Raw genomic sequence first — 23,392 nt, forward strand, 5'->3', positions numbered from 1 at the left:
ACCGATCGGTATCTCGCGGCATTGCTTTATTGCCGGTCGTAATTCCGAGGCGCATAATAGAAGCGTGGAGGAAAGGCTAAATGCTCGCTGGAATGATTACCATATCAATTGCCGTCGGCCTGACAAGCGCCGTCACGCTCTGGGTCAACGGGGCGGGTTTCCTCGCGGCATTCCTCTACGGCTATGTGGGTGGCGGCTTGGGGACGATGGCCGGGATCGCGCTGGCGATCGCGGCCTGCCCCTTCGTCAAGCGCCAGATCCAGGCCCTACATGCCGGTGCAGCGCGCAACCACGCGGAAAGTGCGCGCAATCGTTAGCACGTCGGTACGAAGGCCGACGGTTTCGCGATACTCGCGGTCATATTCCGCGCGGGCAGCGAAAGTGGTGCTGTTGCGCTCACTGACCTGCCAGAGGCCGGTCAAACCGGGATGCATGGCGGCGTAATTCTCGCCAGGGTAATACTCGCGCTGCTCGATCATCATCGGTCGCGGGCCGACCAAGCTCATCTGACCGAAAGCAACGTTGATCAGTTGGGGAAGTTCGTCCAGCGAGGTCCGGCGCAGAACTCGTCCCACGCGCGTGATCCTGGGATCGTCGCGCAGTTTCTGATTAACTTCCCATTCTTCGCGCGCAGCCGGATTATCCGCCAGATACTCCGCAAGCTTTTTATCCGCGTCATAGACCATGGTCCGGAATTTAAATAGCCGGAAACGTTTCCAGTCTTTTCCGTACCGGTCCTGCGAATAGAACGGTGATTTGCCATCCAGCGCGATCGCGAAAGCGATGATCAGCATCAGGGGCAAAAGGAAGGGCAGCGACATTGCGATCAGGCCCAGGTCCATGACGCGTTTGCCGAAGCCGGTGTAGATCCGCTGCGGAAGGTCGGCCAGCAGCTCGGCTGCCGCCACTTCACGCAGCATGTCGTTCTCGTCGTGACGATAGACCATGCGAACAACCACATCCCCCAACAGCGGGGGCCCTCGTTAAAACTTTAATGAAGCAGTCCTGACAAAAACGACGCCGCTTGGATAGCTGTCTATAAGTTAGCTGAGTTATTTTTCGCGCAAACTATTGTATGCTTTAGGATAGTTTTTGCGCGATGGATCTTTTAAAAGTTGACCGTATTCTCGGGTCTGCAACTCAGGATTGACGCGAAAGATACGCATATGAATGTGCGAATATCCGCCCGAATCACCTGCCCCGGGTCCAGGTCGTGGGCGTTCGCCCCGACCTGACCAGAAGTGCCACGGTCGAATAGACGAGGAAGCCAATCGGATCCCGTGTCGCAAGACGCCTGATCGTGCGTCGGTCCGGCCTGTCGCCGGTATCGTTCGCTGCCAGTTCGGGGTGCAGCGCGCGCAATTGCCTGATCCCCGCATCCTGCCTGCGACGGACGCGCACCAGCGTTCCCAGTCCCTCGGATATGGGCCAGAGATAATCGACCTCGACCCGCTTTCTTTCCGCGGGCGCGAAATTCAGTCTGACGAAGCCGTCATCCGAGATGAGATCCGGAAAGCGCTGCCACCGCTGTCGCCCTTCGGCGTTCACCGCGAAAAGTCCTGCCCCGGTCACTCCTTGCGCGACGAAGGGCAGCTTCTGCCAGAACCGGGCATAGATGCGGGAGATGCTGCTGCTTGTTGGCGAAACGACCAGCCGCGCGCCGGCATATCGCGGTCCGGGGCAGTCGAGAGCCGTGAAAAGCCCCTCGATCATGCCTTCTGCGACCTCGATATCCGCATCGAGATAGCAGCGCAGCTCGCCGGTTGCTGCGTCGTCGCCAAGGTTGAGCGCATGCGCCTTGCCGCCGGTCGGCGTCTCGACGACGCGCATGGACCAGCCCGATTTCTGGAACGCGGCGATCCAATCCCGTGCGATCTCGGCTGTGTCGTCGGTGCAACCGTTCGGAACGATCGCCAGTTCGACGTTATGGCCGTGCGGCACTTGCTGTTGAAGCAGGGCGTTCAGGCAATTGCCGATATGCCCTGCCTCCTGGTGGGCCGGAACGATGATGCTGAGCGTCGTCATTTGTATTCGATCAATCCGGTTCTGCGCCGAAGAACTTTGCCGATGTGGAACTCCAGCGCGCCCAGGGCCTCGGGAAACTTTCCAAGAACCGTGAAGACGGCCCTGATCGGGTCCATCCGGCGTGAAAGCCGCAATATCTGGGCGGGATAGGCCACGAACAGCAGCAGAAAGACAGGGTGGATCGCCAGTGCCAGCACGATTGCGGCGACGGGCAGCACGGCCCCCCACAGCACCGCTCGACGCGTTTCCGCGACCCAGTGCCGTTCGGGCAGCTTGCCGTGAAGCGCGGCCCCTTCGGCAAATGCGAAGCCGGCCCGGCGTGTCCGGTTCCACCACTGCCCGAACCGCGTCATGTCGGCGTCGTGCAGCGTCATCTCGTGCGGAAGCCGATGCACCTCCCAGCCTGCGGCGCGAAGACGGACGCACATCTCAGGCTCTTCCCCTGCGATAAGGCTGTCGCGATAGCCCCCGATCCCGGACAATGCCTGATGGCGAAGCAGCGCATCGCCTCCGATCGCGCGGGCGGGTCCGACCGGGGTGTCCCATTCCGCGTCGCACAGGCGATTGTACAATGTCCGTTCGGGTGCGATCTCGCGCCGTCTGCCCGCGACGGCACCCCAGTTCGGATTTTCGATCATCGCGAGGGTGGCATGGTGCAGCCAGTCGGGATCAAGAAGGCAATCTCCATCCATGAACTGCACGAATTCGGGCGGATTGTCGGACAGATGGCGCAGGCCCGCATTCCGCGCGCGCGCCGCGGTGAAGGGGGTGCCCAGGTCCAGTTCCACCACCTCGGCCCCCTGGTCCAGCGCGGCGGCAACGCTGCCATCGCTCGAACCGCTGTCGACATAGACGATTCGGTCGACCAGCGGGCCAAGCCGCTTCAGCCCCGCGATCAGGCGCGCGCCCTCGTTCCGGCCTATCACCACGGCCGCAAGACTGGACGTAATGTCTATCTTTGTATTATTGCCCATGCTGGTGTTTTATCGCTGTGCTATAAGCGTGTCATTTGTAATTTGGAGCGGTTTTCACGATGGACGGTGGCGATAGTTGGCAGGTGGTGCGTGCACCGTCGAGCTGGGGAAAACTCAAGACCTTGCCGCTGCCCGAGGAAGAGATGCTTCGGGGCCCCATCGCCGACGGACCGAACCATGTTCTTGCCGAAGGATACGACCTTCTGCGGACCCGCATGCAGACCGCTGCCGCGCCGCGCGGCTGGACGCGCATGGGGATCACGCAGGCGCATGCCGGGGCCGCCGGTCCTCAGACCGCGCTGAACCTTGCCTTCTCGGAAGCGAGGCGGGCGGATTGCCGCGTCATCCTGATCGATCTGGACATTGCAAGACAACCCATCCTGGGAATGCTGGGCCATGACGCGCGGGCGAATGATCCCGAGGGACTGGACGGTTGGAAGCTGCGGGAAAACCTTGCGCTGCTGACCGTTCCCGCGCCGGTCGAGCATGCAGCGACAACCTTGATGCGAGAGGGGTTCCGCACCCGGCTGAGCCAGCAGGTCGAACTGCTGCTGCCCGACATCACCCTGCTGCATCTGCCGCCGCTGCTGGATGGCGATGCGGGCCTTGCGGCCATGGACATGGCGCAATCGGTCGTCCTGGCTGTGGACGGCCGTTCCGACGTCGCGCCCGAGATCCGCAAATGCGAGACGCGCATCAACGACATCTGCCCGCTTCTGGGCCTGTTCCTGCATAACGGAGAAGCGTGATGGGTCCCATCGTCGGCATTCAGGAACTTGTCAGCATGCTGCTGCGGCGCGGCCCGGTCATCGCGGCAGTCTTCGTGGTCGGCGTGCTGGCCTCTCTCTATCAGGCGTTGTCGCAGCCCCACAGCTACGAGGCCATCACCGTCATCCAGCTCGAGCCGTCGATGATCAACGGCGCCGCTGCCGGCAGTGCGGCGGCCGTTTCGGAAACCGCGGGTCGGTTGCGGCTGATCGAGCAGCGCCTGATGTCGCGCAGCAACGTGCTGGACATGATCGACCGCTTCGAGATGTTCGACGGGGCGGCCGGCATGCCCACGAACGAGAAGATCGGCCTGTTCCGCGAAAGCGTCAGCGTCGATTTCGTCCCCTCGATGCCAGGCGCGCCGGGGGGCATGTCCGGTATCTCCGCACTCATCCTGACGGTGCAGGCCGACCAACCTTCTACTGCCGCGGATCTGGCCAACGATATGGCCAGCCAGATCCTCGAGGGTGACCGCGAGACACGGGCGGCCCGCCTGCAGGACCTGATCGAGGCCCTGCAGGACGAGGGCGACCGAATGGACGCAAGCATTGCCGCCTCGGAAGGCGCGGCCGAGCGTTTCCGCGACCAGAACACGGATTCGCTGCCCAGCAACATCGAACTTCTCGCGACGGAACGTGCACGGCTGCAGGATCAGCGCGTGACGCTTGCGCGCAGCCGGCAATCGCTGGAACGCGAACGGCTGGCCCTGCAGGTCGCCGACGATACCGAAAACGAGGGCACGACCGTTCTCCAGCAGCTGCGCAAGCTGGAGGTCGATCTGGCGCAGGCGCGGCGCAGCCTGCCCGACGATCACCCCGAAGTCCGCCGCCTGTCCACGGCCATCGAGGAGCTGCGTGCCGGTCAGTACGAAACGACCTCTCCCGGCGTTTTGCAGCAGATCAGGCTGATCGACGAGCAGGAGGCCGCGTTGCAGGGTGAGGGGACGGATATCGACCGCAGGCTGGTCGAGATCGACACCGCCATCGCAGCCATGCCGCAGGTCGCCGCCCAGCTCGAGGAATTCGACCGCCGCCGCGAGCTGCTCAGCGCGCAGCGGCAGGCGGTGGCCGAGCGGCTGAACGCCGCGCAACTGGACGCACAGCTGATCGCCAACGATCACGGAGAGCGGATGATCGTGCTGGAACGCGCGGCCACCCCGGAATTGCCGATCAGTTCGGGCCGCAAGCGGACGGCGGCGCTTGGTCTGGCGGTCAGCATCTTCATGGCCCTGATGGCTGGCTTCGCGCTGGAAATGGCGAACCCGGTGATGCGGACCTCTCGTCAGGTCGAACGTGCGCTTGGCGTCGCGCCGATTGCCGTGTCGCGATTCCGTCCGACTGCGGCGCAGCTGGCCGCCAACCGGACCCGCAACCTGCAGGCCCTTTCGATCCTGGGCACAGGCGCAATTGCAGGAGTGATGCTGATCCTGCTGCAAGGTTGAGCCGCGCTGCCAGCTTGAACCGGCGCCGGTCGCTTCCCATTATCCTGGTCGGCGGGCGACCTTGCGGTTGGCCCGTCGTCGGTGCGGAATGATACGGGCGGTCATGCGAAAACTTACCTCCTTGCTGCTCGGGATCCTGATCGCGGCCGTTGTTCTTCTGGGCGGGTCGCATCTCTGGCATTCGCGCGGGGTCGAGGCTTCGGTGCCGCGACAGGGGCAGCTGCGCATCGCAAGCCTCAACACGCATTACATCGTCCTGGACCGCGAGGGCGGGCCGTGGTCGGTCGCGGGATGGGATCGCCGCAAGGGGGCCATGGCGGCGCAGCTGGGTTCGATCGACGCGGATATCGTCGCCTTCCAGGAGATGGAGAGCTTTCGTCGCGGTGACGGCTCGGTCAACCTGGCGCGCGATTACCTGCTGGAGCAGCTGCCCGCCTATGCGGCCGCGGCGACGGGGGACTGGCGCGATTTCCCCTCGACCCAGCCGATCTTCTATCGCCGCGACAGGTTTCGGCTGGTCGATCAGGGCTGGTTCTTCTTCTCGGAGACGCCCGATATTATCTATTCCCGCAGCTTCGACGGCAACTGGCCTGCATTCGCGTCATGGGCGCTGCTGCAGGATCGCGACGGGCGGCGGCTGCGCGTGCTGAACGTGCATTTCGATTACAGCAGCGGGGAAAACCGGCTGCGCTCGGCCGATCTGGTGGCTGAACGGATCGCGCCATGGATCGCCGCGGGCGACCACCTGGTGGTGATCGGCGACCTGAACGCCATCCGCGGCAGCAAGACCGCGACCAAGCTGCAGGAGGCCGGGCTTGCGCTGTGGCCCGCCGCCGGGGCCAGCTATCACCTGAACCGGGGGATCAACCTCTTTCCGGCCATCGACCACGTGCTGCTTGCGCCGGGGATGGATTACGCCGCGCGCCCCGTCCTGCTGCGAGAGGCACCGGGCGGGGTCTGGCCGTCGGACCACTATCCGCTGGTCGCGGATCTCGACTATCGCTAGCGGTCGTCCAGCATGCCCTCCAGCTGCTTCTCGATCCGCCGGCGCCCGCGTCTGCTGCGGATCTGTTCGGCATAGAGCCCGTCGGGCCTGATGCGGACCTTGCCGTCCTTGCAGCTGACGAAGAACACGCGGCGGGCGGCGACGATGCTGCTGGTCGCTGCGGTGACGGCGGCGACTGTCACCTCGATCCGCTGCAGCTTGTCGGGATGGCTGTTCAACTCGGCCCACCAGGATGCGCGGCGCAGCATCTCGTCCAGCCGGCCCGCCTTCACGTGTTCGCCGGTCTTGAGGGGGGATTGCAGCGTTTCCTGATCGTCGGCATCGGGGTCGATGCGATCCACGACCGAGACCACGGCCTCGTCGTCGCCACGCAGGCTGCGCACGAGGATGTCGAGAACATAGATCGGCTCGAACCCCAGATTGCTGATCAGCATGCAGGCCGACAGATCCATCCGTCCCGCCAGCGTGATCAGGATCTCGCTGCGGCGCTGGCGCCGGAGGCCGGACACGATGATCTGAAGATAGAAGATCCAGACGAGCGCGCTGAGAAGCGCCGCCCCGGCCTGGATGGCGCTGATGTTGTCGCTGATCCAATCCGGCATTCCGCCCCCTTCGCGTCGCGCATCCTGTTCCGGGGCGAACGTGCAGGGGGGCAGCGGGTTTCGAAACTTGCGGAAGATCAAGGTGAACGCCCTGCGGGAGGGCGCGCATCGCTTGTGATTCCGGAAGGTTCAGTGGTGAGCCCGACAGGATTCGAACCTGTGACCCACTGATTAAAAGTCAGTTGCTCTACCAACTGAGCTACGGGCCCATCGCACGGGGCGCTGTCTAGGATCGGTCGCGGCCAAGGTCAAGGCGATAAACGCGGGAAACCGACCCGGGGGCGGCATCGAGCGTCTTTGAATTTTCATGAGAAAGTTCAGTGGTGAGCCCAACAGGATTCGAACCTGTGACCCACTGATTAAAAGTCAGTTGCTCTACCAACTGAGCTATGGGCCCATCGCACGGGGGGGTATCTACGGTCGGGGGGCGGGGGCGTCAACCGCAAAATCGACATGTCTGGCAAATTCTTTTCAACGGCCTTATATGCCGGCCATGACAGCTGACATGACCCCCCCGCTGCCCTTCATGAAGATGCATGGGCTTGGCAATGATTTCGTGGTGATCGATCTGCGCGGCTCGGCCCTGGCCCTGTCGCCCGGTCACGTTGCGCGCATCGCGGACCGCCACATGGGGGTGGGCTTCGACCAGCTGGCGACGATCCATGACGATGACGGGTCCGACGCGCGGCTGGTCTTCTGGAACGCCGACGGGTCGCGCAGCGGCGCCTGCGGGAACGCGACGCGCTGCATCGCGCGGCACCTGCTGGACCAGACCGGCAGGTCCGACCTGCGCCTGCGCACCGATCATGCTGTCCTGACCGCCGAGGATGCCGGGAACGGGCTGACCCGCGTGAACATGGGACATCCGGTGCTGGACTGGCGCGCGATCCCCCTGGCCCAGGATGTCGATATCGACCATCTGCCGATCGAGGGCGATCCGGTTGCGACCGGCATGGGCAATCCGCATGTCACCTTCTTCGTGGATGACGCGGCCTCGGTCGATCTGGCCGAATTCGGTCCGCGGATGGAACATCACCCGCTCTATCCCGAACGCACCAATGTCGAGGTCGTGCAGGTCCTGTCCCGAGAGGAGATCACCCTGCGGATCTGGGAACGCGGCACGGGGCCGACGCTGGCCTCGGGGTCCTGTTCCTGCGCGGCGGCGGTGGCTGCGGCGCGGCGCGGGCTGACGGGTCGGCGCGTCAAGGTGAACGTGCCGGGGGGCGTCCTGCATATCGACTGGCGCGAGGACGGGGTCTGGATGGAAGGCCCGACCGCGCATGTCTTTTCCGGAACCTTCACCGCGGATTGGTGGTCGGCATGAGCGCACCCGTCTTCTCCACCCTCGGCTGCCGCCTGAACGCCTACGAGACCGAGGCCATGCGCGAGATGGCCGATGCCGCGGGCCTGTCGGGCGCCGTGGTCGTGAACACCTGCGCCGTCACCGCCGAGGCCGTCCGCAAGGCGCGTCAGGAAATCCGCCGCCTGTCGCGTGAGAACCCCGGCGCGCCGGTCATCGTCACCGGCTGCGCGGCCCAGACCGAACCCGAGACCTTCGCCGCCATGCCCGAGGTCACGCGTGTGATCGGCAACCACGAGAAGATGCAGCCCGAGACCTGGACCCAGCTGCGCGCCCCCGACCTGATCGGCGAGACGGAAAAGGTCCGCGTCGACGACATCATGTCGGTCAAGGAAACGGCGGGGCACCTGATCGACGGCTTCGGTCGGCATCGCGCCTATGTGCAGGTCCAGAACGGCTGCGACCACCGCTGCACCTTCTGCATCATCCCCTATGGCCGCGGCAATTCGCGCAGCGTGCCCGCGGGCGTCGTGGTCGAACAGATCAAGCGCCTCGTCGGGCGCGGCTTCAACGAGGTCGTGCTGACCGGCGTGGACCTGACCAGCTGGGGCGCGGATCTGCCCGGCACCCCGCGTCTGGGCGATCTGGTCATGCGCATCCTGCGCCTTGTCCCCGATCTGCCGCGCCTGCGCATCAGCAGCATCGATTCCATCGAGGCCGACGAGAACCTGATGCTGGCCATCGCCACCGAACCGCGCCTGATGCCGCATCTGCACCTGTCGCTGCAGGCGGGCGACGACATGATCCTGAAGCGCATGAAGCGCCGCCACCTGCGCGACGACGCCATCGCCTTCTGCCAGGAGGCACGCCGCCTGCGCCCCGATATCGTCTTCGGGGCCGACATCATCGCCGGTTTCCCGACCGAGACCGAGGAAATGTTCCAGAACAGCCTGAAGCTGGTCTCCGATTGCGATCTGACCTTCCTGCACGTCTTCCCCTATTCCGCGCGCAAGGGCACGCCCGCCGCGCGGATGCCGGCGGTCAAGGGCCCCGCGATCCGCGACCGCGCCGCGCGCCTGCGCGAGGCGGGCGATGCCGCGCTGCGCCGCCACCTGGACGCGCAGGTCGGGCGGACGCATCGCGTGCTGACCGAAGGCCCGCGCATCGGACGGACCGAGCAGTTCACCGAAGTGGCCTTCGACACCGACCAGCCCGAGGGCACGATCATGGACCTCGCGATCGCGGGCCATGACGGCACGCGCCTGACGGTCTGACGCAGCCCCATGGCATCCGGTCGGGATGCCGTCTATGTTGGCCCGAACAGGCAGCAGGAGGCCCCATGAGCGATATCCAGACCCTCTCGTTCGAGGAAGCCATGCGCGAGCTGGAGGCGACCGTCGGCAAGCTGGAAACCGGCGAGGCGACGCTCGAGGACTCGATCGCGCTCTATGAACGCGGGGCGGCGCTGCGCGCCCATTGCGAAACCCGCCTGCGCGAGGCCGAGGAGCGGGTCGAGAAGATCACCCTTGCCGCGAACGGGCAGCCGACCGGAACCGAGCCCGCCGAGGGCCTGTGATGCAGTCCCGCCTGGCCGAGATCCGGCCCCTGGTCGAGGCCGAGCTGAACGCCGCCATCGACGCGCTGCCCGCGGGCGATCTGTCCGATGCAATGCGCTATGCCGTGCAGGGTGGCAAGCGGCTGCGCGCGTTCCTGGTGATGGAATCCGCGCGCCTGCACGGGCTGGACGACGACGCATCGCTGCCCGTCGCCGCCGCGGTCGAGGCGCTGCACGCCTACAGCCTGGTCCATGACGACCTGCCCGCGATGGATGACGACGACCTGCGGCGCGGTCAGCCCACCGTCCACGTCAAATGGACCGAGGCGACCGCGATCCTTGCGGGCGATGCGCTGCAGACGCTGGCCTTCCAGCTGCTTGCCGATCCGCGCGTCGGCGACGATGCGGCGCGGATGCGGCTGGTCGGGTCGCTGGCGCAGGCATCGGGGGCTGCGGGCATGGCCTGGGGTCAGGCGCTGGACATCGCGGCCGAGACCTCGGGCGTGCCGCTGGACCTGGACGCGATCATCCGCCTGCAGGGTGGCAAGACCGGCGCGCTGATCCGCTTTGCCGCGACCGCCGGGCCGCTGATGGCGGGGGCGGACCCTGCCGCGCTGGACGATTATGCGCAGGCCGTCGGGCTGGCCTTCCAGATCGCGGACGACATCCTGGACGTCGAGGGCTGCGAGGCCGCGACCGGCAAGCGCGTCGGCAAGGATGCGGATGCCAACAAGGCGACCTTCGTTTCGCTGCTGGGCCTCGAGGGGGCGCGGTCCGAGGCGCGTCGCCTGGCCGATGCGGGGCAGGACGCGCTGGCGGATTATGGCGATGCGGCGGGGAACCTTCGGGACCTGGCGCGCTTCGTGATCGAACGCGACAGCTGATCGCCGCCTTCCCGCCAAGGGGCAATATGATGACCGACGGACCCGCCACCCCGATCCTGGACCGCGTCCAGCAGCCATCCGACCTGGGATCGCTGGACGATGCGCAGCTGCGCCTGCTGGCGGACGAGCTGCGGGCCGAGACCATCGACATCGTCAGCCGCACGGGCGGTCACCTGGGCGCGGGGCTGGGCGTGGTCGAGCTGACGGTCGCCCTGCACGCCGTCTTTCGCGCGCCGCGAGACAAGATCGTCTGGGACGTGGGGCATCAATGCTATCCCCACAAGATCCTGACGGGCAGGCGGGACCGGATGCGCACGCTGCGCATGGGCGGCGGGCTGTCGGGGTTCACCAAGCGGCAGGAAAGCGCGTTCGATCCGTTCGGCGCGGGGCACAGCTCGACCTCGATCTCGGCGGCGCTGGGCTTCGCGATGGCGCGCGAGCTGGGCGGGGATCCGGGCGATGCGGTCGCCGTGATCGGCGATGGCGCCATGAGCGCGGGCATGGCCTTCGAGGCGCTGAACAACGCGGGCCATCTGGGCCGGCGGCTGTTCGTGGTGCTGAACGACAACGGCATGTCCATCGCGCATCCGGTCGGGGCGCTGTCGTCCTATCTCTCGCGGCTGGAGGGCGGATCGCCCATCGGCCCGACCATGTTCGAGGAGCTGGGCCTGGCCTATGTCGGGCCGATCGACGGGCATGACATGGATGCGCTGCTGGCGACGCTGCGGCATGCCCGTGAAACGGCGACAGGGCCGGTGCTGATCCATGTCGCCACGAAGAAGGGCAAGGGCTATGCCCCGGCCGAGGCCGCGGCAGATCGCGGCCATGCGACCGCCAAGTTCGACCTGCGGACGGGCCGTCAGGACAAGTCGACCGGCAACGCGCCCAGCTATACCTCGGTCTTCGCGCGCGCGCTGATCGACGAGGCCGGCCGCGACGATCGCATCGTCGGCATCACCGCCGCGATGCCCGACGGCACGGGCCTGAAGCAGTTCGCGGAACGCTTTGCCGACCGCTGCTTCGATGTCGGGATCGCCGAGCAGCATGCGGTGACCTTCTCCGCCGGTCTGGCGGCGGCGGGGATGCGGCCCTTCTGCGCGATCTATTCGACCTTCCTGCAGCGTGGCTACGACCAGGTCGTGCATGACGTGGCAATCCAGGGGCTGCCGGTGCGCTTCGCGATCGACCGCGCGGGGCTGGTCGGGCAGGACGGGCCGACCCATGCGGGCGCCTTCGACATCGCCTTTCTTGCGAACCTGCCGGGCTTCGTCGTCATGGCCGCCGCCGACGAGGCCGAACTGATGCACATGGTGGCGACCGCCGCGGCGCATGACGAGGGCCCGATCGCCTTCCGCTTTCCGCGGGGCGAGGGGACGGGCATCGACCTGCCGGAACGGGGTGCGGTCCTGCCCATCGGCAAGGGTCGCGTGATCGCCGAGGGGACGGGGGTCGCGATCCTGTCCCTCGGCGCGCGGCTGGGTCAGGTGATGGCCGCACGAGAGGTGCTGATGGAGCAGGGCATCGTCCCGACCGTCGTGGATGCGCGCTTTGCCAAGCCCCTCGACCGCGACCTGATCCTGCGGCTTGCGCGCGATCACGCCACGCTGATCACCATAGAAGAGGGCGCGACGGGCGGCTTCGGCAGCCATGTCGCCCAGCTTCTGGCCGAGGCGGGCGCCTTCGATCACGGGCTGCGGTTCCGTTCGATGGTGTTGCCGGACAGTTTCGTCGATCACGACGCCCCTGACGCGATGTACGACCGTTCGGGCCTGAACGCCGCGCATATCGTGGCGAAGGTCCTGTCGGTCGCGGGCAGTCCGCCTCAGCCATAGCTACGCACCAGCGCGTTCGCGATCATCCCCCAGCCGTCCACGACGACGAAGAATGCCAGCTTGAACGGCAACGAGACCACCACCGGCGGCACCATCATCATCCCCATCGACATCAGCACCGCCGACACGACCAGATCAATGATCAGGAAGGGCAGCGCGATGAGGAAGCCGATCTCGAACGCGCGCTGGATCTCGGACAGCATGAACGAGGGGATCAGCACGGACAGGCCGCCCGGATCGCCCGTGCCGGGCGCGACATCGGCCATGGCGGCCAGCATGTCGGGGTCGGTCCGGCCCTGCATGAAGATGCGAAACGGCTCGATCCCGCGGATCAGCGCGTCTGATATCCCGATGCGCCCCTCCTGCAGAGGGATCGCGGCGACCTGCCATGCGTCCCGGAAGACCGGGTCCATGATGAACCAGGTCAGGAACAGCGCAAGGCTGACGATCAGCATGTTGGGCGGCGATTGCTGCAGCCCGATGGCCTGGCGCAGGATCGACAGCACGGTCACGATGAACGGGAACGCGGTCACCATGATCGCGATGCCGGGGGCCAGCGACAGGGCGGTCAGGCCCGCCGCCAGCAGCACCGCGTTCTGACCGACGCCCGCCCCCAGGGCCTGGCCCAGGTCGCCGAAGGCGTCCTGCGCCGCGGCGGCCCCGGGCAGCAGCGCGGCCAGCGCGAAGGCCGCGATCCTCACGCCGGGCCGACCGGGGAAAGGACCCGGACGCAGAGCCGTTCCTCGGAGCCGTCGCTGGTCAGTTCGCCCCTTGCGATGACCTTGTCGCCCACGCAGATCTCGACCCCGTCCTCGATCGGCTGGTCGAGGACCAGCACATCCTCGGCCCGCAGCGATGACAGCTGCGCCACGGTCTGGCGCGTCCGCCCGAGGCGGATCGTCACCTCGACCTGGATGTTGTCGGTGTCGATCAGGTGCTTCAGCGCGTCCATGTCGTGTCGTCCTTCTGGATGTCGTCGAGAATTGTAAGAAGATCGGCCATGACCCGTTCGGGGTCGTATTCGATGCGTCCGCCCTGCAGGTCGATCACCAGGCGGTTGTCAGGGCGGTCCTGCAGTTCGATCCCGGTCAGGCCGGTATCGGCAAGGCAGCGATCCAGCATGGCCCGCAGGCGAGGCCCGCAGGCGATCCGCGCGACCTGGGGGCGGGTATCGGCCGCAAGTCGCCGCAACTCGTGGCGCAGCGCGTCCTCGATCCGGGCCGAGATCGCGGGGGGCGCCATCGCGCGCAGGATCTGGCGCAGGATCGGCGACAGCGCCTCGACGGCCTCGTCGCGCAGGGCGCCGCGTCGCGCGTCGTCGTCGCTCAGCGATCCCGCAAGCGCGGTCAACGCGCGGGTTGCCGCGGCGGCCTGTTCGTCCTGTGCCTGGGCCAGACCTTCGGCATGGCCCGCGGCGCGGGCGGCGTCCAGATCGGCGCGGGTGAAGACCGGCTCGGGGGCGGGGGGCGCTGCGAAGGATTCCAGCCGGAACATGGCGGCGCTCATTTCGCGGTCCCCTTCGCGTCGATCCAGCCCGACAGGATCTTCACGCTCTCGTCCTGGCGCTCCTTCATCAGGTTGCGCAGGCGCGCGACCGGATCGGCGGGAGGCAGCGAGAGGGGCTGGGGTTCAGGTTCGGGTTCCGCCTGTGCGGGCAGCGCCGGGGTCGCGGGGGGCGCGTCCTCGATCGTGCCGGTCAGGGCGGGCGCGGGTTCCGGCGGGCGGCTGTCGTCCAGCATCGGCAGGGCGGGCTGCTGCCGGTTGCGCAGGGCAGGCCGCATCAGCGCCCAGATGGCCAGCAGCGCGAAGACGCCGATCAGCGCGATGCGTGCCAGGTCGTTCAGCGCCAACCGTTCCAGCAGGCCGGGCTTCGTGGCGCTTGCGCCCTCGCCGAAGGCCGCGAAGGGCAGCGAGCGGACGGTGATCACGTCGCCGCGCCCCTCGTCAAACCCCACGGCCGAGGCGACCAGCTCGCGCAGCGCCTCCAGTTCGGGCTCGGGGCGGGGGGCCGAACTGCCATCCGGCTGCGTCGCGCCGTTCACCAGCACGGCGACCGTCATGCGGCGCACCGATCCGGGCTGACGAGAGACCTCTCGCGTGACGCGGCTGACCTCGTAATTCGACTGCTGCCGGTTCTCGGAGCGCTGGCTGGTGCTGGTGTCGCCGGCCTGATCCTCGGTGTCGGGCAGGTTCGAGGCAGCCGTGACCGGCCCCGGCCCCGAGGAATTGCTCTGGTCCGTCGTCTCCTCGGTCACGGTCGAGATCAGCGCGCGCCCCTCGGGGTCGAAGCGCTGTTCGGTCAGCAGCTCGGTCTCGGTGACAAGGTCCAGGTTCAGCTCGACGATGGCATTGCCGATGCCGACATGCGGTTCCAGGATGCGTTCGACATTGCGCTTCATCTCGTCCGCGCGATCGGCGCCGGTGCGTTCCTCGGATGCGGCGATGATGCCGCGCTTGCTGTCGATGACGGTGACGCGCTCGGCCTGCATGCCCGGCACGCCGGACGACACGAGGTATTGCAGCGCCGCCGCCTGTTCGCGCCCGATCGCGGAGCCGTTCGTCGTCAGCGTGACCGAGGCGCTGGAATCCTGGTCGCGGCGGTAACCCCGCCCGGTCTCGACCGCCAGGTGGACGCGGGCGGTTTCCACGTTGGGCAGGGCCAGGATCGTGCGGGCCAGTTCGCCTTCCTTCGCGCGCCAATATGCGGCGTCGAACATCTGCGACGTGGTGCCGAAGCCCGACATGCCGTCCAGGATCTCGTATCCGGTGCTCGAGGCCGCGGGCAGCCCCTCGGATGCCAGGTCCATGCGCAGGCGGTCGCGTGCGCCTTCCTCGACCCAGATCGCGTCGCCGCGTACCTCGTAGGGGACGCCCGCGCGTTCGATCCCGGCGATCACCTCGCCCGCGCGAGCCGGGTCAAGCCCGCCATAGATCAGCGCCATCGAGGGGCGGTTGGCCAGCCAGGCAAAGCCCGCCACCAGCAGAAATGTCGCCGCAAAGGCTGCCCCAAGGACCAGCCGCTGCGCAGAGCTTCGCTCGTTCCAGTAGTCCTGCAGTTTTTGCAAAACCTTTCCTTTCGAATCAGCGCGTCGTCGTCATGAAGGTCTTGGTGACATGGGCGTCGTTAAGAATCGGTTAGTCGCGAGTTGCTATTCCGGTCCCGTCAGGACGGAGAATCACGATGACGACCGCACTCGCCGCGCCGACGGAACCGGCACCGAAATCGAAGAAGGGGCTTCTGGTCCCGCTGGCCGCCGCGCTTGTCCTTGCGGGGCTCGGCTTCGCGTCGACCTTCCTCGGGGTCTGGTCGCCGGCCCGGCTGCTGGCGGCGGACAAGCCCGCCCCCGAGGCTATGGCCCATGTCGGGGTCGAGTTCGTCGACATCCCCACGATCGAGATCATCATCCCCGGCGGGCGCAGTCGCAGCCTGGTCCTGTCGGCCACGGTCGAGACCGACATCGCGCATCGCACCGATGTCGAACACCTGATGCCGCGCATCTCGGATGCCTTCACGACCTTCCTGTCCGGGGTGGATGCGCAGGCCTACGACAAGCGCGGCGTGCTCGAGGTGATCCGGACCGAGCTGCTGTCGCGGTCGCGCCTCGTCCTGGGGGATGACGCGATCAAGGACCTTCTGATCACGGAGTTTCGTTTCAAATGAGCATGGATCACCTGTTGCAGCTGGTGCTGCTGATCGGCGGCCTCGGGCTGGGGGCGTTCTGCTTCTCGCTCATGCGCAGGCTGCGCAAGCTGAACGACCTTGAAAGCGGCCTGGGCGGCGCCATCGCCGTCATGGCCGCCGAGGTGGACCGCCTCGAACGCGCCATCCGTGCCGCCCGCGACGAGGCGACGGCCGCCAGCGAATCCCTGGCCGACGAGATCGAGACCGCGCGGCGCGAACGGGCGATCTGGGATCTGCGCCAGCGCATCGGGCTGGCCGCCACCGCCCCCGCACCTGCGGGCAGACGGCTTCGCAAGCGCGTCGAGGCCGTGGAATGACCCGCCGCATCCTGCCGATCCTGGGCGTGGTGATCGCGCTGCCGACCCTTGCGCTGGTGGCGCAGGCCCGCGTTCCGGACCTTCTCAGCGCCGTGGCCGAACCGCCCGAGCTGCTCGAAGGGTGCGGCGACGTCCCCGAGGCGGTCGCCCTGGCCGAGGAACTGCGCGACCGCGCGCTGCGGATCGAGCGCTACATGGCCTCGATCGACAGCCGGAAGGCCGACCTGATGCAGGCCGAGACGACCCTGCGCGAGCGGCTGGCCGAACTGCGCGCCCTGAAGGGTGCCGCAAGCGCCCGCCGCGATGGCGACACCGAGGCCGTTCGCGGGGATATCGACCAGCTGATCGCGGTCTATGACCAGATGAAGCCCGCCGAGGCCGCCGCGATCCTGACCAACCTTCCCGCCGATTTCGCCGCCGAGATCCTGGTGCGCGTCCGCCCCGAGACCGGCGCCCGCATCATCGCCGCCGTCGAACCCCGCCAGGCCGCGCTGCTGACCGCCCAGATGGGCGCGCGCAGCGTCCGCAACCCATAAGGAACCGCCCATGTTCGGCTTTGTCGGTATCTTCTTCACGCTGGCCATGGTGTTCGGCGGCTATCTTCTGGCGGGGGGCAAGATGGGCGTCATCCTGCACGCCCTGCCCTTCGAGATGATGATGATCATGGGCGCCGCGATCGGCGCCTACATCCTGTCGAATGACGGGCATACGCTGAAGGCGACGATCGGCGGGCTGATGCGTGCCTTCAAGGGGCCGAAATGGACGCAGCAGGACCATCACGACGTGCTGTGCCTGCTGTTCCGCCTGCTGCGCATCGCACGAGAGAACCCCGTCGCGCTGGAGGCGCATATCGAGACGCCCGCGGAATCGGCGATCTTCGCCGACTATCCGCGGCTTCTGGCCGATCACGAGGTCGTCTCGCTGATCACCGACACGCTGCGTTCGGCCAGCCTGAACTATGACGATCCCTACCAGGTCGAGGACATGCTGTCGCGCCGCATCGCGACCCTGCGCGAGGAGCAGATGCACGTGCCCCACGCGCTGCAGAACATGGCGGACGCCCTGCCGGCGCTGGGCATCGTCGCCGCCGTGCTGGGCGTCATCAAGACCATGAGCTCTATCGACCAGCCGCCGACCGTGCTGGGCAAGATGATCGGCGGCGCGCTTGTCGGGACCTTCCTGGGGGTGTTCCTGTCCTATGGCTTCGTCGCGCCGCTTGCGAACCGCCTGACGGGCGTCGTCAAGCAGGACATGGGCTTCTACGACGTGGTGAAATCCGTGCTGATCGCGGGTCTGCACCAGCATGCGACGACGCTGTGCGTCGAGGTGGGGCGCCAAGCGGTGCCCGAACATGTGCGCCCCAGCTTCGACCAGCTGGAAGGGGCGCTGCGCGAACTGAAGAAGGCGGCGTGATGCGGGGCGTTCTGCTTGCGCTGATGCTGGCGGGTTCGGCCCATGCCGATACGCTGGAGGCCTATCGCCAGCAGGCGTCGGGATGGCTTCTGTCGGGCCAGCGCTTGCCGCGCGACTATCGCGTCCAGCTGATGCGGATGGAGAGCGCGGATCGCATCCGGGCCATCGCCTACTTGCGGCGCATCGGGCTGCTGACCGGAAGCAGCTGGTCGCTGGACGATCTGCTGCGCGACCCCATCCTGTCCGAGGAGAGATGACCGTGAAGAGCAAGCTGCTTGATGCGCCGCTGCTGGTGACGGGCGGGCTGGTCCTTGCCGTCATATCGCTGGTGATCCCGCTTCCGGCGTCGGTGCTGGATTTCGGGATCGCCATCTCGATCGCGACCGCGACGCTGGTGCTGGTCATGGCCTCGCTGGTCCAGAAGCCGACGGATTTCCAGGCATTCCCGGTGCTGCTGCTGGTCAGCCTTGTCATCCGCCTGTCGCTGAATGTCAGCTCGACCCGGCTGATCCTGACCGAGGGGCAGAACGGCAAGCAGGCGGCGGGGCAGGTCATCAACGGCTTTGCCGATTTCGTCGCGGGCGGCTCCATCCTAGTGGGGGTCACGGTCTTTGCAGTGATCTCGGTCGTGAACTTCATGGTCATCACCAAGGGATCCGGACGCATGGCCGAGGTCGCGGCCCGCTTCGCGCTGGACTCGCTGCCGGGCAAGCAGCTGGCCATCGACGGCGACCTGAACGCGGGCGCCATCGACCACCAGGAGGCCAAGCGCCGCCGCATCCAGGAACAGCGCGAGATCAGCTTCTTCGGCTCGCTCGACGGGGCATCGAAATTCGTCAAGGGCGATGCCGTGGCGGGCATCGTCATCACGATGATCAACCTGATCGTGGGGCTGGCGGTCGGGGTCAGCGTGCACGGCATGCCCGTGTCCGAGGCCGCCTCGACCTATTCCCACCTGACGATCGGGGACGGGCTGGTCAGCCAGATCCCCGCGCTCATCACCTCGATGGCGGCGGCGCTGCTGCTGTCGCGGGGCGGGGCGACCGACACCACGGCCGAGCTTCTGTCGTCGGAATTCACGCGCAGCTGGCAGCCCGCCGCGATGGTGGCGGCTGCGATGGTCGTGATCTCTTTCGTGCCGGGCATGCCGCGGATGCTGTTCCTGGGGATCGCGATGGCGATGCTGTTCATGGCCTGGCGCATCGCGAACCGCCCCGAACCGCAGCAGGATGCGACCGCGCCCGAGGACACGGCCCCGCGTCCCGCCGCCAGCATCGGCGATGTCCTGGACACCGACGAGATCAGCGTCGAGATCGGGTCGGACCTGATCGTCGTCGCGCTGGACCAGGCGCGCGGGCTTGGCAGCCGCATCCAGAACCTGCGCATCCACATCGCGCGCAGCTTCGGCCTGATCCTGCCGGACGTGCGGATCACGGATACCGACGATCTGTCGCCCGGCGATTACCAGATCCGCATCCAGGGCGTCGTGCGTGGCCGCGGCACTCTGCGCCCCCACGAGATCCTCGCGCTCGGGCCGGATTCGATCCTGTCCGAACTGCGCGGCGCCAGCGTCCGCGAGCCGGTCTATGCCAGCCCCGCCCGCTGGATCCAGCCCTCGGACCAGGACGAGGCGTCGGTGATGGGCGCGACGGTCGTCACCCCGATGGAGGTGCTGTCGACCCACCTGATGGAGGTGGTGAAGGCCCATCTGCCGGCGCTGCTGACCCTTGGCGCGATGCAGCGCCAGATCGAGGAGCTGAAGACCCTGTCGGACACGACCCGCGCCGAACGCTATCGCAAGTATTTCGACGGCATGATCCCGGACAAGGTCACCCCCGAGACTCTGCTGGCAATCCTGCGCGCGCTGCTCGAGGAACGCATCTCGATCCGCAACCTGCCGCTGATCGTCGATGCTATCTGCGAATTCCGCGGGATCGAGCAGGTCGATACCGTCTATGAACTGGTGCGCAAGCGGCTGCGCGGGCAGATCACCCAGCATTACAGCGACGATGCCGGGCGGATCGCCGTCCTGCAGCTGCACCCCGCGTGGGAGGCCGAGTTCGTCCGCGCCGATTCCGAGACGGGCCGCGCGGGCGGGGGCGCGATGACGCCCGCGCTGTCCCGAAAGCTGGTCGATGCGACGCGCAAGGCGCTGTCGCTGGCCGAGCCCGTGGCCCGGACCGTGGTGCTGGCCCCCGATCATCGCCGCCGGATGATCCGCGCGGTCCTTGCGGGCAACGGCATGGCGATCCCGGTCCTTGGTCTGGAAGAGGTCGATCCGGCGGTCGAGACGCGCATCCTCGGCACGGTCGAGGCCGCGTGATGCCCGAGGGCTTCGACTGGTCGCTGATCCTGGTCTATGCGCGCGTGCAGGCTGCGCTGCTGGTCATTCCGGGTGTCGGCGAACGCGTGGTGCCCGCGCGGGTCAAGGTCGCGCTGGCGCTGGCGCTGACCCCGCTGTTGGCCGCGCAGGTCGGGGCGCGCGCGATGCCCGGAACGCCCCTGGCCCTTGTCGGGCAGGTCGGGGCCGAGACCGTGCTGGGCCTTGCGACCGGCATGATGCTGCGGCTGCTGGCGCTTGCCATCGACATCGCCACGACCGCGATCGCGGCCACCGCGTCGCTGTCCCAGATCATGGGCGTTCAGAACGAGGCCGCGCCCCATCCCATCGGCAACATGCTGCACCTGGGCGGCATCGCGATCCTGATGGCCCTGGGGCTGCCGGTGATGCTGGTCCAGCTGCTGGCTGACAGCCTTGCGCTGTGGCCGCCCGCATCGTTCCCGCGGGTCGAGGGGCTGGCCATGGCGGTCATCGGCATCGTGTCCGACTGCTTCCGGCTGGCGCTGATGCTGGCCGCGCCGTTCACGCTTGGCGGCTTCCTGTACCAGGCGCTGTCGGGCGTGGTCAGCCGGGTCATGCCCTCGTTGCCGGTCGTCTTCATCGGGGCGCCGGCCTCGATCATGCTGGCGCTGGTCGCGCTGGCCGTGCTTGCGCCGATGCTGGTCGCCCTGTGGGCCGATGCGGTCCTGGGCTTCATGCTGCCGGTGCGCGGATGAGCGAGGACAAGGACGACAAGCAGTTCGACCCGACCGAGCAGCGGCTTCGCCAGGCGCGCGAGAAGGGGGACATCCCCCGCTCGACCGAGCTGAACGTCACGCTGATGTATCTGGGCGCGGTGCTGGCCTTCACCCTGGGGGCGGGGTTCGCCGTGCGGGGCTGGATCGCGATGGCGACGCGCGCGCTCGGGGCCGAGGATTGGCGCGATGCGGGTGTGGCGGGCGCGCTGGCGGCCCATGCGGGCATCGCGACCGTGGCGCTGGCGGGGCTGATCGCGCTGGCGATCCTGCTGGGGCTGGTCGCCTCGCGCGGGCTGGTCTTCGCCCCCGAGAAGATCGCCCCCGACATCAAGCGCATCGACCCGATCCGGAACGCCAAGCAGAAATTCGGTGGCAGCGGCCTGATGACCTTCGCGATCTCGGTCGGGAAGGCGGCGGTCGTCTGCACCGGCGGGTGGTTCCTGTTCGCGGCGCTTCTGGACCGCATCGCTGGCAGTGCCATGACGGGGGGGCAGTGGGTCGTCGGGCTGGGCATGATCCTGTGGCAGGTGCTGGCGCTCGGGCTGGTCGTCTCGGTCCTGTTCACGGTGCCCGACATGCTGCTGAAATGGTTCGAGCATCGCAAGCGCAACCGCATGTCCCGCAAGGAGATGGAGGACGAGTTCAAGGATTCCGAGGGCGATCCCCACCTCAAGGCCGCGCGTCGCCAGCGGGCGGTCGATCTGGCGACGGGGCAGATGATCGCGGATGTCGAGAAGGCCGACGTGATCATCGTGAACCCCACGCATTACGCCGTCGCGCTGCAATGGTCGCGCGGATCGGGGCGCGCGCCGGTCTGCCTGGCCAAGGGCGTGGACGAGGTCGCCGCCCGCATCCGCGAGAAGGCGGGCGAGCATGGCGTGCCGCTGTGGTCCGATCCGCCCTGCGCGCGCGCGATCCACGCCACCGTCAAGGTCGGAGAGGAGATCCGGCGCGAGCATTTCGCCGCCGTCGCCGCCGCGATCCGCTTTGCCGAGAAGATGCGCGAGAAGGCGCGACGCGGATGGTGACGCGCCTCGATCAGCTGGACCAGCTGGAACGCATCGCAAGGATCCGGGCAGAGCGGCAGCTCACGGCCTATGCCGCCTTTGCCGCGCATGTGCATGCCGCGCAGGACCGGATCGGCGCGGCACGGGAATCGCTTCGCCAAAGCTATGACAGCACCGCCCCGCTGAACGTCCCGGAAGCGCGGACGGCGAATGCGCAGGCCGGACGCGCCGCGCGCGAGGTGGCCCATGCCGATCAGGAGCTGCGCCGCATCCTGCCCCGCTTCGAGGCCGTGCGCCAGCAGGCCGCCCGCGAATTCGGCCGCGCCGAGGTGCTGGCCCGCCTCGCCCGCGACGAGGCGGCGCGCCTGCGCAAGCCGGGCGACTGACGGCCCGTGGCATTGGACAATCCCGCGGAACTGGTGCTAGTCACGGGGTCGGACATGCGGAGGTCAGCCATGTTGGACAGCAAACCGAACCCCAATCAGCCGGACGCACGGCACATCTGGACCGCAGAGGAAGCGCGCCGCGTCTATGACCAGCCGCTGATGGACCTGCTGTTCCAGGCCCAGACCGTGCATCGGCAGCATTTCGACCCGAACCGCGTGCAGATGAGCCGCCTTCTGTCGATCAAGACGGGCGGTTGCCCCGAGGATTGCGGCTATTGCAGCCAGTCGGCGCGGCATTCGTCGGGGCTGTCGGCCTCGAAGCTGATCGAGGTCCAGCGCGTCATCGGCGAGGCCAAGCGCGCCCGCGATGCGGGGGCCACGCGGTACTGCATGGGCGCCGCATGGCGCAGCCCCAAGGAACGCGACATGCCGCAGATCGTCGCCATGATCGAGGGCGTCCGCGGCCTGGGGATGGAGACCTGCATGACGCTTGGCATGCTGGATGCCGACCAGGCGCGCCAGCTGGCCGATGCGGGGCTGGATTACTACAACCACAACATCGACACCTCCGAGGCGCATTACGACAAGGTCATCACGACCCGCACCTTCGCCGACCGCCTGGACACGCTGGACCGCGTCCGCGAGGCCGGGATCAAGGTCTGCTCGGGCGGGATCCTGGGCCTGGGCGAAGGCGACCAGGACCGCGTGGACATGCTGGTCACGCTGGCGAACCTGCCCTCGCCCCCCGAAAGTGTGCCGATCAACCAGCTGATCCCGGTGCCGGGCACGCCCTTGGCCGATGCCGATCCGGTCGATCCCATCGATTTCGTCCGCACCATCGCGACCGCGCGCATCATGATGCCGCGCAGCCATGTCCGCCTGTCGGCAGGCCGGACCGAGATGTCGGACGAGATGCAGGCCATGTGCTTCATGGCGGGCGCGAACTCGATCTTCGTGGGCGACACGCTGCTGACCAAGGAAAACCCCGAGGAGGAGGACGACATGCGCCTGTTCCGCAGGCTGGGGATCCAGCCGATGCAGGCGCATGAGCACCACCCCGAGGATGACGCCCGCCGCGCCGAGCTGCTGGCGGCCGATCCGGCGATCCCGATCCTGCGCTGA

The 23,392-nt window shown here is 67.4% G+C and carries 27 protein-coding genes and 2 tRNA genes; 19 read left to right on the forward strand and 10 right to left on the reverse strand.

What is annotated here, in order from left to right:
* Nucleotides 1–92: 92 nt before the first annotated feature.
* On the forward strand, nucleotides 93–317 hold the full coding sequence (locus tag QMZ16_RS01535; RefSeq protein ID WP_282601847.1) for a hypothetical protein: 225 nt from the start codon (nucleotides 93–95) through the stop codon (nucleotides 315–317).
* Here QMZ16_RS01535 and QMZ16_RS01540 read toward each other — a convergent pair.
* The 3 genes from QMZ16_RS01540 to QMZ16_RS01550 form a co-directional block, all read right to left on the reverse strand.
* Nucleotides 267–947 carry a sugar transferase gene (locus tag QMZ16_RS01540; RefSeq protein WP_282601848.1) on the reverse strand — a complete coding sequence of 227 codons (681 nt, stop codon included), beginning with the start codon at nucleotides 945–947 and terminating at the stop codon, nucleotides 267–269. The genes QMZ16_RS01535 and QMZ16_RS01540 overlap by 51 nt on opposite strands.
* Nucleotides 948–1,191: 244 nt before the next feature.
* On the reverse strand, nucleotides 1,192–2,025 hold the full coding sequence (locus QMZ16_RS01545; protein ID WP_282601849.1) for a glycosyltransferase: 834 nt from the start codon (nucleotides 2,023–2,025) through the stop codon (nucleotides 1,192–1,194).
* Nucleotides 2,022–2,999 carry a glycosyltransferase gene (locus QMZ16_RS01550; RefSeq protein WP_282601850.1) on the reverse strand — a complete coding sequence of 326 codons (978 nt, stop codon included), beginning with the start codon at nucleotides 2,997–2,999 and terminating at the stop codon, nucleotides 2,022–2,024. The genes QMZ16_RS01545 and QMZ16_RS01550 overlap by 4 nt, the downstream gene beginning before the upstream one ends.
* 143 nt (nucleotides 3,000–3,142) lie before the next feature.
* On the opposite strand from QMZ16_RS01550, the gene QMZ16_RS01555 reads away from it, so the two are divergent.
* The 3 genes from QMZ16_RS01555 (at nucleotide 3,143) to QMZ16_RS01565 (ending at nucleotide 6,214) form a co-directional block, all read left to right on the forward strand.
* A complete protein-coding gene (locus tag QMZ16_RS01555) occupies nucleotides 3,143–3,748 on the forward strand; it encodes a hypothetical protein (RefSeq protein WP_282601851.1) in 606 nt (201 codons plus the stop codon).
* A complete protein-coding gene (locus QMZ16_RS01560; protein WP_282601852.1) occupies nucleotides 3,748–5,208 on the forward strand; it encodes a hypothetical protein in 1,461 nt (486 codons plus the stop codon). The genes QMZ16_RS01555 and QMZ16_RS01560 overlap by 1 nt, the downstream gene beginning before the upstream one ends.
* A gap of 103 nt (nucleotides 5,209–5,311) precedes the next feature.
* Entirely contained in the window at nucleotides 5,312–6,214 is a 903-nt protein-coding gene (locus QMZ16_RS01565) for an endonuclease/exonuclease/phosphatase family protein (RefSeq protein WP_282601853.1), read from the forward strand.
* On the opposite strand, the gene QMZ16_RS01570 is transcribed toward QMZ16_RS01565, so the two are convergent.
* The 3 genes from QMZ16_RS01570 to QMZ16_RS01580 all read right to left on the reverse strand — a co-directional run bounded on the left by QMZ16_RS01570 (nucleotide 6,211) and on the right by QMZ16_RS01580 (nucleotide 7,213).
* A complete protein-coding gene (locus QMZ16_RS01570; RefSeq protein WP_282601854.1) occupies nucleotides 6,211–6,816 on the reverse strand; it encodes a hypothetical protein in 606 nt (201 codons plus the stop codon). The genes QMZ16_RS01565 and QMZ16_RS01570 overlap by 4 nt on opposite strands.
* Before the next feature lie 133 nt (nucleotides 6,817–6,949).
* Nucleotides 6,950–7,025, reverse strand: a tRNA-Lys gene (locus tag QMZ16_RS01575).
* Nucleotides 7,026–7,137: 112 nt separating this feature from the next.
* Nucleotides 7,138–7,213: transfer RNA gene (locus tag QMZ16_RS01580), tRNA-Lys, on the reverse strand.
* Nucleotides 7,214–7,321: 108 nt separating this feature from the next.
* On the opposite strand from QMZ16_RS01580, the gene dapF reads away from it, so the two are divergent.
* The 5 genes from dapF to QMZ16_RS01605 all read left to right on the forward strand — a co-directional run bounded on the left by dapF (nucleotide 7,322) and on the right by QMZ16_RS01605 (nucleotide 12,387).
* Nucleotides 7,322–8,140, forward strand: a complete 819-nt coding sequence (dapF, locus tag QMZ16_RS01585; protein ID WP_282601855.1) for a diaminopimelate epimerase — start codon at nucleotides 7,322–7,324, stop codon at nucleotides 8,138–8,140.
* Complete coding sequence (gene mtaB / locus QMZ16_RS01590; RefSeq protein ID WP_282601856.1) at nucleotides 8,137–9,390, forward strand: tRNA (N(6)-L-threonylcarbamoyladenosine(37)-C(2))-methylthiotransferase MtaB; 1,254 nt, start codon at nucleotides 8,137–8,139, stop codon at nucleotides 9,388–9,390. The genes dapF and mtaB overlap by 4 nt, the downstream gene beginning before the upstream one ends.
* A 65-nt stretch (nucleotides 9,391–9,455) precedes the next feature.
* Nucleotides 9,456–9,692: an exodeoxyribonuclease VII small subunit gene (locus QMZ16_RS01595; protein ID WP_282601857.1), complete on the forward strand. Its 237-nt coding sequence runs from the start codon at nucleotides 9,456–9,458 to the stop codon at nucleotides 9,690–9,692.
* A complete protein-coding gene (locus QMZ16_RS01600; protein WP_282601858.1) occupies nucleotides 9,692–10,555 on the forward strand; it encodes a farnesyl diphosphate synthase in 864 nt (287 codons plus the stop codon). Before QMZ16_RS01595 ends, QMZ16_RS01600 begins: the two co-directional genes overlap by 1 nt.
* Nucleotides 10,556–10,584: 29 nt before the next feature.
* Complete coding sequence (locus tag QMZ16_RS01605; protein ID WP_282601859.1) at nucleotides 10,585–12,387, forward strand: 1-deoxy-D-xylulose-5-phosphate synthase; 1,803 nt, start codon at nucleotides 10,585–10,587, stop codon at nucleotides 12,385–12,387.
* Here QMZ16_RS01605 and fliP read toward each other — a convergent pair.
* From fliP to fliF, 4 genes are read right to left on the reverse strand one after another with little or no spacing between them, the layout of a single operon-like run.
* On the reverse strand, nucleotides 12,378–13,088 hold the full coding sequence (gene fliP / locus QMZ16_RS01610; protein ID WP_282601860.1) for a flagellar type III secretion system pore protein FliP: 711 nt from the start codon (nucleotides 13,086–13,088) through the stop codon (nucleotides 12,378–12,380). The genes QMZ16_RS01605 and fliP overlap by 10 nt on opposite strands.
* On the reverse strand, nucleotides 13,085–13,339 hold the full coding sequence (locus tag QMZ16_RS01615; protein WP_022706017.1) for a FliM/FliN family flagellar motor C-terminal domain-containing protein: 255 nt from the start codon (nucleotides 13,337–13,339) through the stop codon (nucleotides 13,085–13,087). The genes fliP and QMZ16_RS01615 overlap by 4 nt, the downstream gene beginning before the upstream one ends.
* Entirely contained in the window at nucleotides 13,327–13,893 is a 567-nt protein-coding gene (locus QMZ16_RS01620) for a hypothetical protein (protein ID WP_282601861.1), read from the reverse strand. Before QMZ16_RS01620 ends, QMZ16_RS01615 begins: the two co-directional genes overlap by 13 nt.
* Nucleotides 13,890–15,452, reverse strand: coding sequence for a flagellar basal-body MS-ring/collar protein FliF (gene fliF / locus QMZ16_RS01625; RefSeq protein ID WP_282601862.1), 1,563 nt, complete (start codon nucleotides 15,450–15,452; stop codon nucleotides 13,890–13,892). Before fliF ends, QMZ16_RS01620 begins: the two co-directional genes overlap by 4 nt.
* Nucleotides 15,453–15,568: 116 nt before the next feature.
* On the opposite strand from fliF, the gene QMZ16_RS01630 reads away from it, so the two are divergent.
* From QMZ16_RS01630 to bioB, 10 genes are all read left to right on the forward strand, one after another.
* Nucleotides 15,569–16,048, forward strand: coding sequence for a flagellar basal body-associated FliL family protein (locus QMZ16_RS01630; RefSeq protein ID WP_282601863.1), 480 nt, complete (start codon nucleotides 15,569–15,571; stop codon nucleotides 16,046–16,048).
* Nucleotides 16,045–16,386 (forward strand): hypothetical protein, encoded by a 342-nt coding sequence (locus tag QMZ16_RS01635; RefSeq protein WP_282601864.1) that lies wholly within the window; start codon nucleotides 16,045–16,047, stop codon nucleotides 16,384–16,386. The genes QMZ16_RS01630 and QMZ16_RS01635 overlap by 4 nt, the downstream gene beginning before the upstream one ends.
* Nucleotides 16,383–16,922, forward strand: coding sequence for a hypothetical protein (locus QMZ16_RS01640; RefSeq protein ID WP_282601865.1), 540 nt, complete (start codon nucleotides 16,383–16,385; stop codon nucleotides 16,920–16,922). Before QMZ16_RS01635 ends, QMZ16_RS01640 begins: the two co-directional genes overlap by 4 nt.
* A gap of 10 nt (nucleotides 16,923–16,932) precedes the next feature.
* The gene (gene motA, locus QMZ16_RS01645; RefSeq protein ID WP_282601866.1) at nucleotides 16,933–17,799 is read left to right on the forward strand and encodes a flagellar motor stator protein MotA; all 867 of its coding nucleotides are present in this window, start codon (nucleotides 16,933–16,935) and stop codon (nucleotides 17,797–17,799) included.
* Entirely contained in the window at nucleotides 17,799–18,056 is a 258-nt protein-coding gene (locus QMZ16_RS01650; RefSeq protein WP_282601867.1) for a hypothetical protein, read from the forward strand. The genes motA and QMZ16_RS01650 overlap by 1 nt, the downstream gene beginning before the upstream one ends.
* A complete protein-coding gene (locus tag QMZ16_RS01655) occupies nucleotides 18,053–20,122 on the forward strand; it encodes a flagellar biosynthesis protein FlhA (protein WP_282601868.1) in 2,070 nt (689 codons plus the stop codon). Before QMZ16_RS01650 ends, QMZ16_RS01655 begins: the two co-directional genes overlap by 4 nt.
* Nucleotides 20,122–20,856 carry a flagellar biosynthetic protein FliR gene (locus QMZ16_RS01660; protein ID WP_282601869.1) on the forward strand — a complete coding sequence of 245 codons (735 nt, stop codon included), beginning with the start codon at nucleotides 20,122–20,124 and terminating at the stop codon, nucleotides 20,854–20,856. Before QMZ16_RS01655 ends, QMZ16_RS01660 begins: the two co-directional genes overlap by 1 nt.
* Nucleotides 20,853–21,905, forward strand: coding sequence for a flagellar type III secretion system protein FlhB (locus QMZ16_RS01665; RefSeq protein ID WP_282601870.1), 1,053 nt, complete (start codon nucleotides 20,853–20,855; stop codon nucleotides 21,903–21,905). Before QMZ16_RS01660 ends, QMZ16_RS01665 begins: the two co-directional genes overlap by 4 nt.
* Complete coding sequence (locus QMZ16_RS01670; protein ID WP_282601871.1) at nucleotides 21,899–22,270, forward strand: hypothetical protein; 372 nt, start codon at nucleotides 21,899–21,901, stop codon at nucleotides 22,268–22,270. Before QMZ16_RS01665 ends, QMZ16_RS01670 begins: the two co-directional genes overlap by 7 nt.
* Nucleotides 22,271–22,339: 69 nt before the next feature.
* Entirely contained in the window at nucleotides 22,340–23,392 is a 1,053-nt protein-coding gene (gene bioB, locus QMZ16_RS01675; protein ID WP_022706007.1) for a biotin synthase BioB, read from the forward strand.

This window comes from Paracoccus sp. PARArs4 (assembly GCF_947311865.1).
In the GTDB taxonomy this organism is placed as follows: domain Bacteria; phylum Pseudomonadota; class Alphaproteobacteria; order Rhodobacterales; family Rhodobacteraceae; genus Paracoccus; species Paracoccus zeaxanthinifaciens.